The 15,207-nt window shown below is 71.3% G+C and carries 12 protein-coding genes; 8 read left to right on the top strand and 4 right to left on the bottom strand.

Annotation, left to right across the window (positions count from 1 at the left end):
* Window positions 1–94 precede the first annotated feature (94 nt).
* Entirely contained in the window at window positions 95–1,303 is a 1,209-nt protein-coding gene (locus SMD20_RS15195; protein WP_329580825.1) for a L,D-transpeptidase, read from the top strand.
* 78 nt (window positions 1,304–1,381) lie between these two features.
* Here the strand turns inward: SMD20_RS15195 and trpD are convergent, their stop codons facing one another.
* Together trpD and SMD20_RS15185 are read right to left on the bottom strand one after the other, a co-directional pair.
* Window positions 1,382–2,419: an anthranilate phosphoribosyltransferase gene (gene trpD, locus SMD20_RS15190; protein ID WP_329580822.1), complete on the bottom strand. Its 1,038-nt coding sequence runs from the start codon at window positions 2,417–2,419 to the stop codon at window positions 1,382–1,384.
* Window positions 2,420–2,425: 6 nt separating this feature from the next.
* On the bottom strand, window positions 2,426–2,824 hold the full coding sequence (locus SMD20_RS15185; protein WP_033408361.1) for a hypothetical protein: 399 nt from the start codon (window positions 2,822–2,824) through the stop codon (window positions 2,426–2,428).
* Window positions 2,825–3,032: 208 nt separating this feature from the next.
* Between SMD20_RS15185 and ctaE the strand changes: the two genes are divergently transcribed.
* From ctaE to qcrB, 4 genes are read left to right on the top strand one after another with little or no spacing between them, the layout of a single operon-like run.
* Window positions 3,033–3,686 (top strand): aa3-type cytochrome oxidase subunit III, encoded by a 654-nt coding sequence (gene ctaE / locus SMD20_RS15180; RefSeq protein ID WP_329580819.1) that lies wholly within the window; start codon window positions 3,033–3,035, stop codon window positions 3,684–3,686.
* Between the two features lie 14 nt (window positions 3,687–3,700).
* Window positions 3,701–4,510: a cytochrome bc1 complex diheme cytochrome c subunit gene (qcrC, locus tag SMD20_RS15175; protein ID WP_329580815.1), complete on the top strand. Its 810-nt coding sequence runs from the start codon at window positions 3,701–3,703 to the stop codon at window positions 4,508–4,510.
* A complete protein-coding gene (gene qcrA / locus SMD20_RS15170; RefSeq protein WP_329580813.1) occupies window positions 4,507–5,622 on the top strand; it encodes a cytochrome bc1 complex Rieske iron-sulfur subunit in 1,116 nt (371 codons plus the stop codon). The genes qcrC and qcrA overlap by 4 nt, the downstream gene beginning before the upstream one ends.
* Window positions 5,619–7,280 carry a cytochrome bc1 complex cytochrome b subunit gene (gene qcrB, locus SMD20_RS15165; protein WP_329580810.1) on the top strand — a complete coding sequence of 554 codons (1,662 nt, stop codon included), beginning with the start codon at window positions 5,619–5,621 and terminating at the stop codon, window positions 7,278–7,280. Before qcrA ends, qcrB begins: the two co-directional genes overlap by 4 nt.
* A 162-nt stretch (window positions 7,281–7,442) precedes the next feature.
* Here the strand turns inward: qcrB and SMD20_RS15160 are convergent, their stop codons facing one another.
* Entirely contained in the window at window positions 7,443–7,730 is a 288-nt protein-coding gene (locus SMD20_RS15160; protein WP_329580808.1) for an Lrp/AsnC family transcriptional regulator, read from the bottom strand.
* Window positions 7,731–7,747: 17 nt separating this feature from the next.
* Window positions 7,748–9,517, bottom strand: coding sequence for a DEDD exonuclease domain-containing protein (locus SMD20_RS15155; RefSeq protein WP_329580804.1), 1,770 nt, complete (start codon window positions 9,515–9,517; stop codon window positions 7,748–7,750).
* Window positions 9,518–9,547: 30 nt separating this feature from the next.
* On the opposite strand from SMD20_RS15155, the gene SMD20_RS15150 reads away from it, so the two are divergent.
* The 3 genes from SMD20_RS15150 to SMD20_RS15140 all read left to right on the top strand — a co-directional run bounded on the left by SMD20_RS15150 (window position 9,548) and on the right by SMD20_RS15140 (window position 15,206).
* Window positions 9,548–11,056 (top strand): serine/threonine-protein kinase, encoded by a 1,509-nt coding sequence (locus SMD20_RS15150; protein WP_329580801.1) that lies wholly within the window; start codon window positions 9,548–9,550, stop codon window positions 11,054–11,056.
* Window positions 11,046–12,482 (top strand): serine/threonine-protein kinase, encoded by a 1,437-nt coding sequence (locus SMD20_RS15145; RefSeq protein WP_329580798.1) that lies wholly within the window; start codon window positions 11,046–11,048, stop codon window positions 12,480–12,482. The genes SMD20_RS15150 and SMD20_RS15145 overlap by 11 nt, the downstream gene beginning before the upstream one ends.
* Before the next feature lie 1,326 nt (window positions 12,483–13,808).
* Entirely contained in the window at window positions 13,809–15,206 is a 1,398-nt protein-coding gene (locus tag SMD20_RS15140; protein ID WP_329580796.1) for a hypothetical protein, read from the top strand.
* The last annotated feature ends 1 nt before the right edge of the window (window position 15,207 follow it).

Here is a 15,207-nt window from a genome sequence, read left to right as displayed (position 1 = left end):
TGGCGTTCTTTACCAGTGTCCGGATGCGCCTATTCGGTCACTCAGGGTAATAAAGGAGGTAGAAGCGGACCGATCTTCGGCGAGGGAGTCACTCTTGGAGCGCGGAGCTTATGGAACGGCCGGCCTGCTGGCCGTGGCCCTGCTGGCGGCCTGCTCGGCGTGTTCGGCGGGCGACGGCGGGAAGGACACGACCGCCATGGCCGGCGGGGTTCGCCCGGCCTCGGTGACGTTCTCGCCGCGCGACAAGAGCGCGAACGTGCCCACCGACCAGACCGTGGTCGTCTCGGCCTCCGGCGGCAAGCTGACCGGCGTCCGCGTGGACGGTGGCAAGGCGGGCAAGCTGCCGGGCGTCCTCAGCTCCGACGGCACCCGCTGGCGCAGCACCGCCACCGCCCGTCCCGGCGCCGCCTACACGGTCACCGCGGTCGCGGTGGACCCGTCGGGCAAGCGGAGCGAGACTACCAGCACGTTCACGACCGTGAAGGGCAAGGGCACGTTCGACATCGCCAACATCACCCCGAACAAGGACGACACGGGGCTGACGGTCGGCGTCGGCATGCCCATCATGATCACCTTCGACAAGCCGGTCACCGACCGCGTCGCGATCGAGCGCAACCTCGTCGTACGCAGCAGCAAGCCGGTCGAGGGCGCCTGGCACTGGTTCGACTCCTCGCACGTGGACTTCCGGCCCCAGGAGTACTGGCCGGCCCACACGAAGGTGCGGGTGGAGGCCAAACTGGCCGGCGTCCAGGGCGCCCCCGGCCTGTACGGCAAGCGCGACGTGAAGCTCGACTTCAAGATCGGCCGCTCGCAGATCACCAAGGGCAGCACCGACGAGCACGTGCTGTACGTGCGCCGCGACGGCAAGCGCATCCGCACCATGCCGATGAGCGCCGGCCAGGGCGGCCAGTGGAAGTACTACACCACCTCGGGCATCCACCTCGCGATGTCCCGCGAGCCGGTCACCGTCATGACCTCGCCGGGCATCGGCCCCGGCCAGTCCGGCTACTACCAGCTCACCGTCTACAACACCGTGCGCATCTCCAACAGCGGCGAGTACGTCCACAGCGCCCCGTGGTCGGTCGGCTCCCAGGGCAACTCCAACGTCAGCCACGGCTGCGTGAACATCAGCCCGGAGAACGCCGCCTGGTTCATCAAGAACACGCTGATCGGCGATCCCATCATCATCACCGGCAGCCCGCGCAAGCTGGAGCCGACGAACGGCTGGGGCCACTGGCAGGAGAAGTGGCACGAGTGGCTGAAGTGGAGCACGCTCAAGGCGGGCCCCACCATAACGTTCTGAGCACGAAAAACCGCACGAAAAACCGCACGAAAAAGGCGCGCCGTCCCTCGCGGGGGCGCGCCTTCGCCGTGGAAGGGCTCAGCAGGAGCCGCTGACCTCCACCCAGCGCTCCAGGACGGCCTTGGCGGCCCCTGAGTCGACCGCCTGGGCCGCGCGGTCGTAGCCGGCCTTCATGGACGCGTCCAGGTCGTCCCCGGGCCCCTCGTGGGCCACCAGGGCCGCGGCGGCGTTGAGCAGCACCGCGTCGCGCACCGGGCCGCTCTCGCCGCTCAGCACGTCGTGCACGGCCTGGGCGTTGAAGGCCACGTCGCCGCCGCGCAGCGCGCCCACGTCGGCGCGGGGGATGCCGAGGACCCGCGGGTCGAACGTGGTCTGCGTGGCCGCGCCGTCCCTGACCACCCAGACGGTGGAGGTGCCGGCGATGGTCAGCTCGTCGAGGCCGTCGTCGCCGCGGAAGACCAGGGCGCTGACGCCGCGCTCGGCGAAGACGCCGGCCATGACGGGCACCATGCGGGGGTCGTAGACGCCGATGGCCTGGGCGGTGGGCCGGGCCGGGTTGGTGAGCGGGCCGAGGAAGTTGAAGATCGTCGGGATGCCGATCTCCTTGCGGGTGGGACCGGCGAAGCGCAGCGCGGGGTGGTAGACCGGGGCGAAGCAGAACGCGATGCCCGCCTCGCGGGCCACCCGCGCCGTCTGCTCGGGCGTGAGGTCCAGGCGGATGCCCAGGTGCTCCAGGACGTCGGCGGCCCCGCACGAGGAGGAGGCGGCCCGGTTGCCGTGCTTGACCACGCGGGCGCCGGCCGCCGCGGTCACGATGGCGGCCATCGTCGAGACGTTGACGGTGTGGGCGCGGTCGCCGCCGGTGCCGACGATGTCGACCACGGGGCCCTCGACCCGCAGCGGCGTGGCGAACTCCAGCATGGTGCGGGCCAGGCCCACCACCTCCGACACCGACTCGCCCTTGGCGCGCAGGGCGGTCACGAACCCCGCGATTTGGGAGGGCGTCGCGGTGCCGGACATGATCTCCCGCATCGCCCAGGCCGTCTCGTCCGAGGTGAGGTGCTCTCCCGCGAGGAGAGCCGACAGCAGGGCGGGCCAGGTCGTCCGGGAGTCCATGGGCACCTACTTAGCGTTGAGTCGGGTGGAATTGCGACGGCGCATGAGGTCGGCCACCGTGTCGGCCAGCACCATGGGCTCCAGGGGCTGGGGGACGACGGCGTCGGCCTTGGACCACTCGGCCAGCCAGCGGTCGTCGCGGCGGGCGATGAGCAGGCAGATCGGCGGGCAGTCGTAGACCTCGTCCTTGGCCTGGCGGGAGACGCCCATGCCGCCGGCGGGCTGGGTCTCGCCGTCGAGGACGGCCACGTCGATCTCCCCGGACCCCAGCCACTGGTGGACCTTCGGCTCGGTGGCGCACTCCACGATCTCGACCAGGGGGACGTCCGCCGCGGGCCGCCTGCCGATGGCCTGGATCACCTCAGCCCTCGTGGCGGCGTCGTCGCTGTAGACGAGGACCCTCATCGTGTCGTCGGTGCTGCCTGATGACGTCACTGTCGCGCTCACTATCGGTCGTAGCGGTATGGTCACCCTGGATCGTACCGGTGCTCCGGCGTGCAGACCCAGGCCGCCGCCCCGGAGGGGCGTTTTGCGGCAATTATCCCAGGTTGGTGGCCGGTTTGTACCTGCTAACGGGGGGTCGTGCGCCGGACCGACTCACAGAGCCGCAATAATGCTGCCCGTGGCGACAGCATCCGCAATAACTTCGACGACGACAGCACAGCCGTTCCGCAGACCCAACCTGGTCAGCGTCGGGACGATCGTCTGGCTGTCCTCTGAGCTCATGTTCTTCGCGGCGCTGTTCGCGATGTACTTCACCATCCGGTCGGTGAGCATCGGCAAGGGCCTCGACTGGGGTCCCGCGCTCCTGCCTGCAGGCGCGCACGCCGCCGAAGCCGCTCACCTGAACATCCCGTTCGCGACGGTCAACACGATCATCCTGGTGCTGTCGAGTGTGACGTGCCAGCTCGGCGTGTGGGCCGCGGAGAAGGGGCAGGTCGGCAAGCTCCGCTTCTGGTACATCGTCAGCTTCATCATGGGCGCGGTCTTCGTGGCCGGGCAGCTGTACGAGTACATGGAGCTGGCGTCAGAGGGCGCGACCCTGTCCGCTAACGCCTACACCTCGGTGTTCTACCTGACGACGGGCTTCCACGGCCTGCACGTGACCGGTGGCCTGATCGCGTTCCTGTTCATGCTGGGACGCACGTACGCCGCGAAGCGCTTCACGCATGAGCAGGCCACCAGCGCGATCGTCGTGTCCTACTACTGGCACTTCGTCGACGTCGTCTGGATTGGTCTTTTCGCGACCATCTACATCATTCGGTAAGGAACGGGATCTCTGTGACTAGGATCACCGCTTGGCGGCGGCATCCCCTCGCGAGATATGCCGTCCTGATTTTGGCGTTGGCGCTGGTCGGGATGGTATACGCCGCCTTTGTCCAGGCGGGTAAGCCTGCCGACGCGGCGATGGCGGCAGGCAAGGTCGATGACGTGGCCGAGGGCAAGAGCCTGTTCGTCGCGCACTGCGCGAGCTGCCACGGACTCAACGCGGAGGGCACCAACACCGCCCCCACGCTCGTCGGCGTCGGCGCCGCGGCGGTCGACTTCCAGATGAGCACCGGCCGCATGCCCGCGGCCAACCCCGGCCCCCAGGCCCCGCGCAAGCCGCTGGCCCCCTGGGTCGACGAGAACGCCATCCGTCAGGTCTCGGCGTACGTGCAGTCGCTCGGCGGCGGCCCGCAGGTGCCCGGCGCCGAGCAGGTCGACCCCAAGGGCGGCGACGCCGGCCGCGGTGGCGAGCTGTTCCGCGCCAACTGCATCCAGTGCCACAACTGGGCGGGCGCGGGCGGCGCTCTGACGCAGGGCAAGTACGCCCCCAACCTCAACTCGGCGTCCCCGACGCAGATCTACGAGGCGATGATCACCGGCCCCCAGGCGATGCCGGTCTTCAACGACACGACGATCACGCCGGAAGAGAAGCGTGACATGATCGCCTACATCGTCCAGGTCCGTGAGCAGAAGGACCCGGGAGGCTTCGGCCTCGGGCGCATCGGCCCCGTGACGGAGGGCATCGCCGCGTGGGTGGTGGGCATCGTCGCCCTCGTACTCGCCGCCATCTGGATCACCGCGAAGAAGCGACAGAAGTCATGACTGACAACGAGCACGAGATCGAGCAGCCGGACGAGCGCGTCCCCAAGCGCGTCATCGGCACTCCCGCACCGGGCACCTCGATGCTCGGCCACGCGGAGGCGGCCGAGGCCGCCGGCAAGGACGTCCCCGGCGTGACGCTGCAGGACGAGGCGAAGGCCCGCAAGGCGGAGAAGATCGTGGCGCTCTGCTTCACGATCACCTTCCTCGCGGCCATCGCGTTCATCATCTCCTACGTGGTGTTCCAGGTGGGCACGCCCGAGTCGACGGGGGTCTCCAACCTCGCGCTGGGCGCCTCGCTCACCGTCGCCATCCTGGGCCTGGCCGTCGGCATCGTCGTCTGGGTCCGGATGATCATGCCGAAGTACGCCCTCGTCCAGGAGCGCCACGAGATGGCCTCCGACGAGCCCGACCGCGAGGTCGTCGCCGACACCTTCGTGCAGGGCGCCAACGAGAGCGGCTTCGTCAAGCGCAAGCTGCTGCGCCGCACCCTGCTGCTGGCCGCGGCCCCGCTGGGCCTGGTGCCGCTGGTGCTGCTGCGCGACCTGGACAACAGCAACATGCCGGGCGCGAAGTTCAACAAGCTGCTGCGCCACACGGTCTGGGGCGAGAAGACCAAGGAGGGCAAGCCGCTCAGGCTCGTCGTCGAGGGCACCGGCCAGCCCATCAGGGCCGCCGACTTCAACTCGCCCGGCGGCATCCTGTCGGTCGTCCCCGAGGGCTACGAGCACGACCTCAACGCCCTGGCCAAGGCCACGCTGATCCTGATCAAGTTCCGGCCCGAGGAGATCAAGGGCGGGGTCAACCAGAACTGGATCCACGACGGCATCGTCGCCTACTCCAAGATCTGCACGCACGTGGGCTGCCCGGCCGCGCTCTACGAGCAGAACACCCACCACATCCTCTGCCCGTGTCACCAGTCGACGTTCGACGCCGCCGACGGCGCCAAGGTCATCTTCGGCCCGGCCGCGCGGCCGCTGCCGCAGCTGCCGATCACCGTTGACGACCAGGGCTACCTGATCGCCAAGGGCGACTTCAACGTTCCGGTCGGCCCGAGCTACTGGGAACGCGGCGACGCCGAGGCCGAGGCCAGAGAGAAGGGAGGCCAGGCGTGAGCGGCGAACTGAACAAGGTGCCCAAGGGCATCGCGGGCCCGTCGACCTGGCTGGACGACCGGCTGGGCGGCGCCAACGCGCTCAAGCGCAACCTGCGCAAGGTCTTCCCCGACCACTGGTCGTTCCTGCTGGGCGAGATCGCGCTCTACACCTTCATCATCCTGCTGCTGACCGGTACGTTCCTGACGCTGTGGTTCAACCCCAGCATGACGGAGGTCGCCTACGACGGCCCCTACGCGCCGCTCAAGGGCGTCATGATGTCGGAGGCCTACGCCTCGGCGCTGGAGATCAGCTTCGAGGTCCGTGGTGGACTGCTCATGCGGCAGATGCACCACTGGGCGGCCCTGCTCTTCGTGGCCGGCATGACGGTCCACATGCTGCGGGTGTTCTTCACGGGCGCCTACCGCAAGCCACGGGAGATCAACTGGCTGATCGGCGTGCTGCTGCTGAGCCTGGCACTGGTCGAGGGCCTGACCGGCTACTCGCTGCCCGACGACCTGCTGTCCGGCGCCGGTCTGCGCATCACGGAGGGCGTGGCGATCTCGCTGCCGCTGGTCGGCACGTACATCACGTTCTTCCTGTTCGGTGGCGAATATCCGGGCGAGGACATCCTTCCGCGCTTCTACTCGCTGCACATCCTGCTCATCCCGGGCATCCTGCTGGCGCTGATCTCGGCCCACATGGTGCTCATGTGGGTGCAGAAGCACACGCAGATGCCGGGCAAGAGCCGCACCAACACCAACGTGGTCGGCGCGCCGTTCTACCCGGCCTTCATGGCCAAGGCGGGCGCGTACTTCCTGTTCACGCTCGGAGTGATCGCGGGTCTGGCGACGTTCGTCCAGATCAACCCGATCTGGTTGTTCGGACCCTACACACCAGCCGACATCTCGGCGGGATCGCAGCCCGACTGGTACATGGGCTTCCTGGAGGGCTCCCTGCGCCTCATGCCGCCGTGGGAGTGGAACCTCTTCGGGACGGCCCACGCCGGCACGCTGCCGCTGAGCGTCATCATCCCGGCGCTGGTGCCGCTCGGCCTCGTCATGACGGGCCTGGCGCTCTACCCGTTCCTCGAACAGTGGGTGACCGGCGACAGGCGTGAGCACCACGTCGCCGACCGCCCGCGCAACAACCCGCACCGCACCGCGATCGGCATCTCGGCGATGACGTTCTACGGCGTGCTGTGGCTGCTCGGCGCGAACGACGAGATCGCGGCGAACTTCCACATCAGCCTCAACTGGACGACCTACATCGGCCGGGCGCTGGTCTTCGTCGGTCCGGCGCTGGCCTACCTGATCACCTACCGCATGTGCCTCGGCCTGCAGCGCTCCGACGCCGCGATCATCTCGCACGGCGTGGAGTCGGGTGTCATCAAGCGGCTGCCGCACGGTGAGTTCATCGAGGTCCACACGCCGCCGGCGGACGACATCGAGGCCCACATGCGCGGCAAGCAGCCGGTGCTGATGCACCCGGTGCGGGAGGACGCCGCCGGCATCCCGCCGAAGGGCATGCGCGGCCCGCTCGGCAAGCTGCGGGCGCGGATGTCCCGTGCGTACGGCGGGGAGAAGATCCCGCTGGACGACGGTCACGGCCACGGTCACGGCGACGAGCACGCCGCCATCGGCTCCGGCGGAGACGACGACCGCAGCCTCACCCACTGACCGCTCCACGGACAGCATCGCCACACCGCGCGGGCCCGGACGACCACTGGTCGTCCGGGCCCGCCGGTTTTCCGGGGTACGCGGCCGCGCCGGAACGCGGGCATGCGAGAAGCCGCCCGGGGACGGTGGTCCGGGTCCGGGCGGCGGGTCAGGGGAGAGGGGTCAGTCGGCCTCGGGGAAGCCGATGGAGAACGCGGCGTCGAGGTCGTGCTTGGAGTAGGCGCGGAAGGCGATGTGCGTCTCGGTGTGCAGCACGCCCTCGACCTTGTTGATGCGCCCGGGGACGACCTCGGCGATCTGCTCGTAGACCGGGACCCGGACCATGGCGAGCAGGTCGTAGTCGCCGGTGATGGAGTAGACCTCGCTGACCCCGTCGATCTCGGCGATCGTCTCGGCGACCTCCGTGATCCGGTCTACCTCGGCATTGATGTGGACGATAGCCGTGACCATGCATCAACTCTATCGGTTCACCGCAAAGGCCGCCCCTCCCGCCCGCGGCCCTGATTGAGGTGCCGGTAGGCGAGGTCGATGCGGGCCTTGTGCCGGGCGGCTCCCTGGGCGGGCAGGCTCCACTCGCCGTCGACCTCCACCAGCCGCACCCCCGGCGACTCCAGCCAGCGCAGGATGCACTCGGTCTCCTCGGCGCTCGCCGCGTGCACGGGGCCGGGCCCCGGCAGGACGGCCTCCGCCGAGGCCGTGAGCGAGGCCACGAACGGCGTGGGATGCGCGCCCTTGGCCAGCACCCCCGCCCCGGCCAGCCGCCCGTAGCGGACGACGTGGACGTCCCAGCCGCCGCCGAAGGCCGGGCTGGCGGCCACGAGCTGCGGGATGCGGGTGAGCGCGCTGAGCCGCTGCATGCGCGCCGCCGTGCGGACGAACGAGGCCAGCCGGTCGCGGTCGACCGACGCCTCCTCGTAGCGCTGCTCGACCGACAGCCGCTCCATGCGCGCCGCGACGGCGGCGAAGACCGGCGTCGCGTCGAGGGTCATGGCGCGCCGGGCGGCCTCGGCGTGCGCGGCGTAGTCCTCAGGGCTCTCCCTGCCCTCGCACGGCGCGCCGCACCGGCCCATCTCGTGCAGCACGCAGGCCGCGCGGCGGGTGCGCGGCCCGAGCGCCTGCGTGCACTGGCGCAGCGGCACCGCCTCGTGCAGCGCGATGCGCGCGTCGTCGGCCTGCCGCGCGCTGCCGAACGGCCCGAGGTAGGTGGCCGCGTCGTCCTTGAGCTCGCGCACGATCGACAGCCGGGGGAACGGCTCGACCGTGAGCTTGAGCCACACCATCTTCTCGGGGAAGCGGGAGCGCCGGTTGTAGCGGGGCTTGGCGCCGCCGATCAGGCGCAGCTCCCTGACCTCGGCCTCCAGCGCGGTCGCGCAGACGATGTGGCGGACCCGGTCGGCGATCCCGATCATCTCCCGGATGCGCGGCCGGGTCTCGCTCGCGGTGAAGTAGGAGCGCACGCGGTTGCGCAGGTTGGTGCTCTTGCCGATGTAGAGCACCTCGCCCCGCTCGTCCTCGAACAGGTAGACGCCGGGCGCGTGCGGCACGGAGTCGGCCAGGTGGCGCTTGCGCTGCTGCTCGGGCGTCGGCGCGCGGACGAACGACTTGAGCTCCTCCAGCGTGTGCACCTGGAACGATCCCGCCCGCTCGATGAGCCCGTGCAGCACGTCGACCGTGGCCCGCGCGTCCTGCAGCGCCCGGTGGCACGGCTCGACCGGGCTGCGGAAGAAACGGGCCAGCGTCGCGAGCTTGGCATTGGGCGTCTCGTCGCGGGTGAGCACCCGGCGGGCGAGGTCGACGGTGTCGAGCACCGGATTGGCGGGCGGAGGGTAGCCGTGGGCGGCGCAGGCGGCCTTGACGAACCGCGTGTCGAAGCTCGCGTTGTGCGCCACCAGCACCGACCCCCGGATGAACTCCAGGAAACTCGGCAGCACCGCCTCGATGCGCGGCGCGGCCACCACCATGGCGTCGGTGATGCCGGTCAGCACCGAGATGAACGGCGGGATCGGCCCCCCGGGATCGACCAGGGTGGAGAACTCGCCCAGCACCTCGCCCGCCCGCACCTTGACCGCGCCGATCTCGGTGATCGCGTCCTCGGCGGGCGAGCCGCCGGTCGTCTCCAGGTCGAACACGACGAACGTGACGTCGCTCAGCGGGGTGCCGAGCTCGTCGAGGGTGCCTTGAACCACTTCCACGAACCAAGACCATAGAGAGACCGACCGACAGGATGGAATAACCATCCCTCTTGGTCGTTCGTTACCCTTCCCTTTATGTCGGCGGGAAGACTCGCCGGCCGCTACTCCCTGCTGCGCCCGCTGGGCGCGGGCGGCATGGGGAAGGTGTGGCTGGCCAGGGACGAGATGCTCGAGCGCGATGTCGCGGTCAAGGAGCTCACGCTGCCCGAGGGCATGGCGCCCAAGGAGCGGGCCGACTCGGTCAAGCGCGCGGTGCGCGAGGCGCAGGCCACCGCGCGGCTGCGCCACCCCGGCATCGTCGCCCTGCACGACGTGGTGGTCGAGAACGACCGGCCGTGGCTGGTCATGGAGCTGCTGCGGGGCCGCACGCTCGGCGACACCGTCCGCCAGTTCGGGCCCATGCCCGCCGGCCACGCCGCCCGCGTCGGCGCCGACGTGCTGGAGGCGCTGACGGCCGCGCACGCCCAGGGCATGCAGCACCGCGACGTCAAGCCGGGCAACGTGTTCCTGACCGAGAGCGGCCGGGTCGTGCTCACCGACTTCGGCATCGCCCGCCAGGAGGGCCAGGCCACGCTCACCGAGCAGGGCCTGATGATCGGCTCGCCCGGCTTCATCGCCCCCGAGCGGCTGGAGGGCCTGCCCGGCGGCCCGGCCAGCGACCTGTGGTCCCTCGGCGCCACCCTCTACGTCGCGGTCACCGGCGCGCCCGCCTACGAGGGGTCGGCCGCCCAGCGGGTGCAGGCCACGCTGCTGTCGCCGCCGCCGGTCGCGCCCGGCCCGCTCGGCCCGCTGATCGCCGCCATGATGGCGCACCACCCGGCCGCCCGCCCCGACCCGCGGGCGGCCGTGTCCGCGCTGCGCGAGGTCGCCGCCGGCCGTCCGCTCCCCGGGCTGCCGGCCGCCTCCGACGTCACCGTGCCCGGCCGGGTCGCCAGGCGCGGCCGTACCGTGGTGTGGGTCGCGGCGGGGGTGGTGCTCGCGGCCGTGCTGGCCGGCGGCGGTTTCCTCGCCTTACGCGGCCTGAGCGGCGGCGACGACGTGCCTGCGGCGTTCACCGCCCCCATGGACGTGTGCACGCTGCTCGCCTCGGAGGAGGTGGGCCGGCTGCTGCTCACCGCCGCCCCGCCCAAGCCGCAGCCCGGCTCCGACGAGGTCGGCCCCAAGTGCGGCTGGCCGATCTCCGGCGCCGGGGTGGGGCTGCAGGTGCAGAAGGACTCCGACACCGTCGACCCGTGGTCGATGACCCAGGCCACGGCCCGCACGCTGTTCCAGAACCAGAAGCGTTACTGGGGCAAGTACACCAGCGTCGACTGGACCTGGCCGGAGATCGGCGTCAAGACCTCCAGGAAGGCCACGCTGACGCCGGTGCGGCAGATCGGCGGGGTCGGCGAGGAGGCGTTCGGCTTCGAGCTGAAGGGGCCCACCGGCCGGGTGCACTCCGCGCACGTCTACTACCGGCTGGCCAACCTCGTCGTCAGCGTCGAGTACTCCACGCTGTCCGACCGGCCCACGGACGAGGACGTCCGGCAGGCGGCGCTGAAGGCCGCGCGGGCGAGCGAGCAGGCGTTGCGCCATGCCGCATGACCTCTACCTGCTGGCCGGCCGCTACCGGCTGATCGAACGGCTCGGCCAGGGTGGCGCGGGCACCGTCTGGCGGGCCATCGACGAGATGCTCGGCCGCCAGGTCGCCGTCAAGCAGGTCCGCGTACCCGACGGCCTTGACCCGCACGCGCGGGCGCAGTTCACCCGCCGGGCCATCCATGAGGCCCGCTCCGCCGGCCGGCTGCGCGACCCGGCGATCGTGGTCGTGCACGACGTCGTGCTGGAGGGCCACCAGCCGTGGATCATCATGGACCTGGTCACCGGCCGCTCGCTCGACCAGCTCGTCAGTGAGCGGGGCCCGCTGCCGCCCGGCGCCGTGGCCAGGATCGGGCTGCGGGTGCTGTCCGCGCTGGAGGTCGCGCACGCCCACGGCCTGCTGCACCAGGACGTCAAACCGGGCAACATCCTGCTCGACGCGGACGGCTCGGCCATGCTCACCGACTTCGGCATCGCGGCTCCCATGGGCGGCCCGGGAGACGTGACGGGCAGCGCGGGCTCGCCCGGCTACATGGCCCCCGAACGCCTCAACGAGCAGCCCTCCGGCCCCGCGTCCGACCTGTGGTCGCTCGGCGCGAGCCTCTACACGGCGGTGGAGGGGCGGGCGCCGTTCGAGCGCGACCTGCCGGCCGCGGTGGCGGCGGCGGTGCTGCTGCACGAGCCGCCGTTCCCGGCCAGGGCGGGGCGGCGGTTCGGCGGCCTGCTGATGGCCATGCTCGCCAAGAATCCGGCGGCCCGGCCCACCGCGCCGCAGATCAGGCAGGCGCTCACCGCCCTGGCCGACGCCGCCGCCGAGCCGCGGCGCCGCCCCCGGTGGCTGCTGCCCGCCGCGCTCGCCGCCGCCGTCGTGCTGCTGGGCGCCGGCGGATGGTACGCCGTCTCCGCCCTCCGTCCCCAGCCCGACGCGGGCCGGTACGCCACCGCGCCCGACCCGTGCACGCTGCTGACCGACGCCCAGGCCGCGGAGCTCATGAAGGTCACGCCGGTGCGCAACGCGAGCCGGCCGGGGGAGTGCCAGTGGATCGTGCGTGAGGAGCCGGGGCGCACGCTCACCGTACGCGCCTGGGCGGAGAAGCCGGACGGCGACCTCGGCGGGCCGCAGGTGGCGCAGCGGCGCTTCGCCAGCGAGAAGGCGACCAGGGCCGCGGGCAAGGGTCAGGAGGGGCGTGACGTGCGCGGCGGGGTGTCCGAGGTGCCGGGGATCGCGGAGTCGGCCATCCTCCAGAACAGCTTCACGTTCTACATCAACACCAACAAAAGCGGCCGATCCGACAGCGTGCTGCTCTTCCGGACGAGTAACCTGCTCGGCGAAGTGGTGTGGCACCGTGACGACGTCCCGGCGTCGAGAGCGGCGGACAAGGAGACGGCCGTCGCCGCGGCGCGACTGGTGGCCGCGGCCCTGGACAGATGACCCGCGCCGTGACAAACGTCGCAAGCATCGTGCAAGGGGTGTGACTAGCATGTTCTCCCGCAAGTCAGGGCGACCCCAGGAGTCCCAGTGAACCCCGGAAGCGCGTACGAGCCGCCGGCGAACCCGTACCCGGACCCGGACCAGGGGCGGGACGGCGACCCCGGCGACAACCCGCCACCCGGCCCCCAGAGCACTCCGTCCGGGCCGCAGGACGGGTACAGTCCTCCGCCCGGGTACGGGCCGCAGGGTGGTGTGGACGTGCCTCCCTATGGCCCGCAGGGCGTGGCGTATGGTTCGCGGGACGTGCCCAATGCGCCGCAGGGCGGGCCCCATGGTTCACAAGGCGGGCCTTATGGCCCACAGGGCAGGCCCTATGGCTCGCAGGACGTGCCGTATGCGCCACAGGCCGGGCCCTACGGTTCGCAGGACGTGCCCTATGGGCCACAGGCCGGGCCCCATGGTTCACAGGACGTTCCGTATGGGCCACAGGCCGGGCCCCAAGGTTCGCAGGACGTGTCCAACGTGCCGCAGCACGGGCCGTTTGGTGCGCAGCACGGGCCGTATGGTCCGCAGGGCGGGCAGCCGATGAGCCCAGGGGGCGGAGCCCCAGGCGGGCCGCCGTCCCCGTCCGGTGGGAGCGCCCACCACCCGGGCCCACCCCCACCCGCCATGCCACCACAAGCCCCTTATGGCCCACCTCAAGGCCCTTACGCCCCTCCCGGGGGCCCGTCCTATGCCTCACCACCTCAGGACCCATCTCCGCAGGGCCCGTCTTACGGCCCTCAAGGTCCGCCCTACGCCTCGCCCACGGACCCGTCTCCTGAGGGCTCGCCTTACGGCCCTCCTCAGGCCCCGTTTCCGGGGCCCGGTCAGGGTGCGCCTCCCCAGGGTCTGTCCTACAGCTCCCCTCAGGGCCCGCCGTACCATGGACCGCCCCCTCATGGGATGCCCCCACAGAGCTCTCAGCCGCCAAGCCCCCCATGGCCGGGCCCGCAGTCCCCGGACGCGCAGCCCTGGGACGGGCAACCGGGGGACCGGCAGGCGCCCGGCCCTCAGCCGCCGGCCCCGCACTCGCCGGTGGGGCAGTCGTGGGGTGCTCAGGCACCTGGGCCGTACTCGTCGGGTGAGCAGGCGGTCGGCCCCCAGCAGTCCGGGCCGCAGTCGTCGGGCGGGCAGCCGTGGAGCCCGCAGCAGTCGGGGCCACAGCCGTCCGGTCCCCAGTCGTTCGGCGAGCAGCCGTGGGGTCAGCCACCGATGCCGCCCACGGCGCCCATGGTGCCGCAGGCGCCATCCGCGCCTGGCCCGTCCGGGCGGCCGGGGTGGCTGATGCCGGCGTTGGCCGCCGGCGTGGTGGTGCTGGTGGCGGCCGGAGGCTTCGGCGTGTTCGTGCTCACCTCTGGCGACGGCCCCGCGGGCTCGCGGGACGCCGACGGCCGGCCGTCGGCGTCCTCCTCGGCCCCCGCCGCCTCCGGCGCGAAGGGCCCGGACGTGTGCGGCATGCTCCCCAAGGAGGAGGCCGACCGCCTGGTGCCCGGCGCGACCGTCGCCAAATCCTCCCGCGACGGCGAGTTCACCGTCGACTTCGGCTGCAACTGGGTCAACCGCCGCATCTCGTTCGGCGAGTACTGGCGCAGCAGGGAGATCGACGTCAAGATCGCCCAATACCGCGGCGAGGGCGCCAAGACCGGCCGCAGCCAGGCCCAGAGCACCTACGAGGTGGAGTACCGCGGCGGCAAGTACGCCGCCACCGCCAAGCCGTCCCTGCACCCCGACGAGAAGGAGTACATCTCCCCGATCAAGGACATCCCCGGCGTCGGCGAAGGCGCGTTCGCCCAGTACACGTGGCGGCGCGACAAGCTGCTGTGGTACTCGTACGGCACCGCCAACGCCCGCGTCGGCGACTTCACGATCAAGGTCAGGTTCCAGGCCGACCAGCAGAAGAAGGACGCCCAGATCCTGTCGAGCGAGACCCGGCAGTCGATCACCGAGGCGAACGCGCTGCGCGAGGTGAGCGGCCTGGTCGCGTACTTCGCCAAGGGCGTGGCGGCCTGGCAGGCGAAGAACCCGAACGTGCTGGCCGAGGCCGACGAGCCCGCCGTCACCTCCTCGCCCAGCCCGAAGCCGTCGGCCTCGCCGACCGTGCTGGCCGCGTTCCCCGCGTTCTGCACGGCCGTCGGCGCTAAGGCCACCGAGCTGGTGCCGAGCCCCACGACGCGGGCGCGCGGGCTGGAGGAGGGCGGCGACAGCCAGACCGAGTGCCGCTGGCTCAACCTGGACCTGCCGGGCGACGACACGGGCACGAAGAAGATCCGCAGCGTGCTGATCACCGTTCACCGTTTCAGCGACCGTACCGGCCAGACCGACGAGACCGGCGCCAAGTCCTACTACGCCACCCAGCGCGGCGGCGACAAGAACATGGCGGGTGCGTCCATGGGCGGCATCACCTGGGGCAAACTGGTCGACCGTGACGACCTGGGCGACCAGGCGTACCAGCAGTTCGTGCAGACCAGGCACAGCGACGTGGCGGCCTCCAGCGGCACGGTGCTCATGCGCAAGGGCGCGGTGGTCGTGCGCGTCGACTACTCCGGCCACCAGCGGCCGAAGGACGCGGCGACGAACTCGCCGAAGGTCCGGCTCATGTCCGAGAAGGAGGCCATGGGCGGGGTGGTGCCGATGGCCAGGGCGTTCATGGAGGAGATGACCAGGCGGCCGGTCGGGAGCTGAG

Origin of the sequence: Nonomuraea sp. LP-02 (genome assembly GCF_036289125.1) — a bacterium.
Lineage (GTDB): Bacteria > Actinomycetota > Actinomycetes > Streptosporangiales > Streptosporangiaceae > Nonomuraea > Nonomuraea bangladeshensis.
The sequence above is the reverse complement of the archived record's forward strand: the minus strand, read 5'-3'. Positions and strand labels throughout refer to the sequence as shown.

Excerpts from the sequence above, each read along its gene's own strand:
- trpD (WP_329580822.1), bottom strand. The coding sequence starts at position 2,419 with ATGGACTCCCGGACGACCTGGCCCGCCCTGCTGTCGGCTCTCCTCGCG.
- SMD20_RS15185 (WP_033408361.1), bottom strand. The coding sequence starts at position 2,824 with ATGAGGGTCCTCGTCTACAGCGACGACGCCGCCACGAGGGCTGAGGTG.
- ctaE (WP_329580819.1), top strand. The coding sequence starts at position 3,033 with ATGCTGCCCGTGGCGACAGCATCCGCAATAACTTCGACGACGACAGCA.
- qcrA (WP_329580813.1), top strand. The coding sequence starts at position 4,507 with ATGACTGACAACGAGCACGAGATCGAGCAGCCGGACGAGCGCGTCCCC.
- SMD20_RS15160 (WP_329580808.1), bottom strand. The coding sequence starts at position 7,730 with ATGGTCACGGCTATCGTCCACATCAATGCCGAGGTAGACCGGATCACG.
- SMD20_RS15155 (WP_329580804.1), bottom strand. The coding sequence starts at position 9,517 with ATGGTTATTCCATCCTGTCGGTCGGTCTCTCTATGGTCTTGGTTCGTG.
- SMD20_RS15150 (WP_329580801.1), top strand. The coding sequence starts at position 9,548 with ATGTCGGCGGGAAGACTCGCCGGCCGCTACTCCCTGCTGCGCCCGCTG.
- SMD20_RS15145 (WP_329580798.1), top strand. The coding sequence starts at position 11,046 with ATGCCGCATGACCTCTACCTGCTGGCCGGCCGCTACCGGCTGATCGAA.
- SMD20_RS15140 (WP_329580796.1), top strand. The coding sequence starts at position 13,809 with ATGCCGGCGTTGGCCGCCGGCGTGGTGGTGCTGGTGGCGGCCGGAGGC.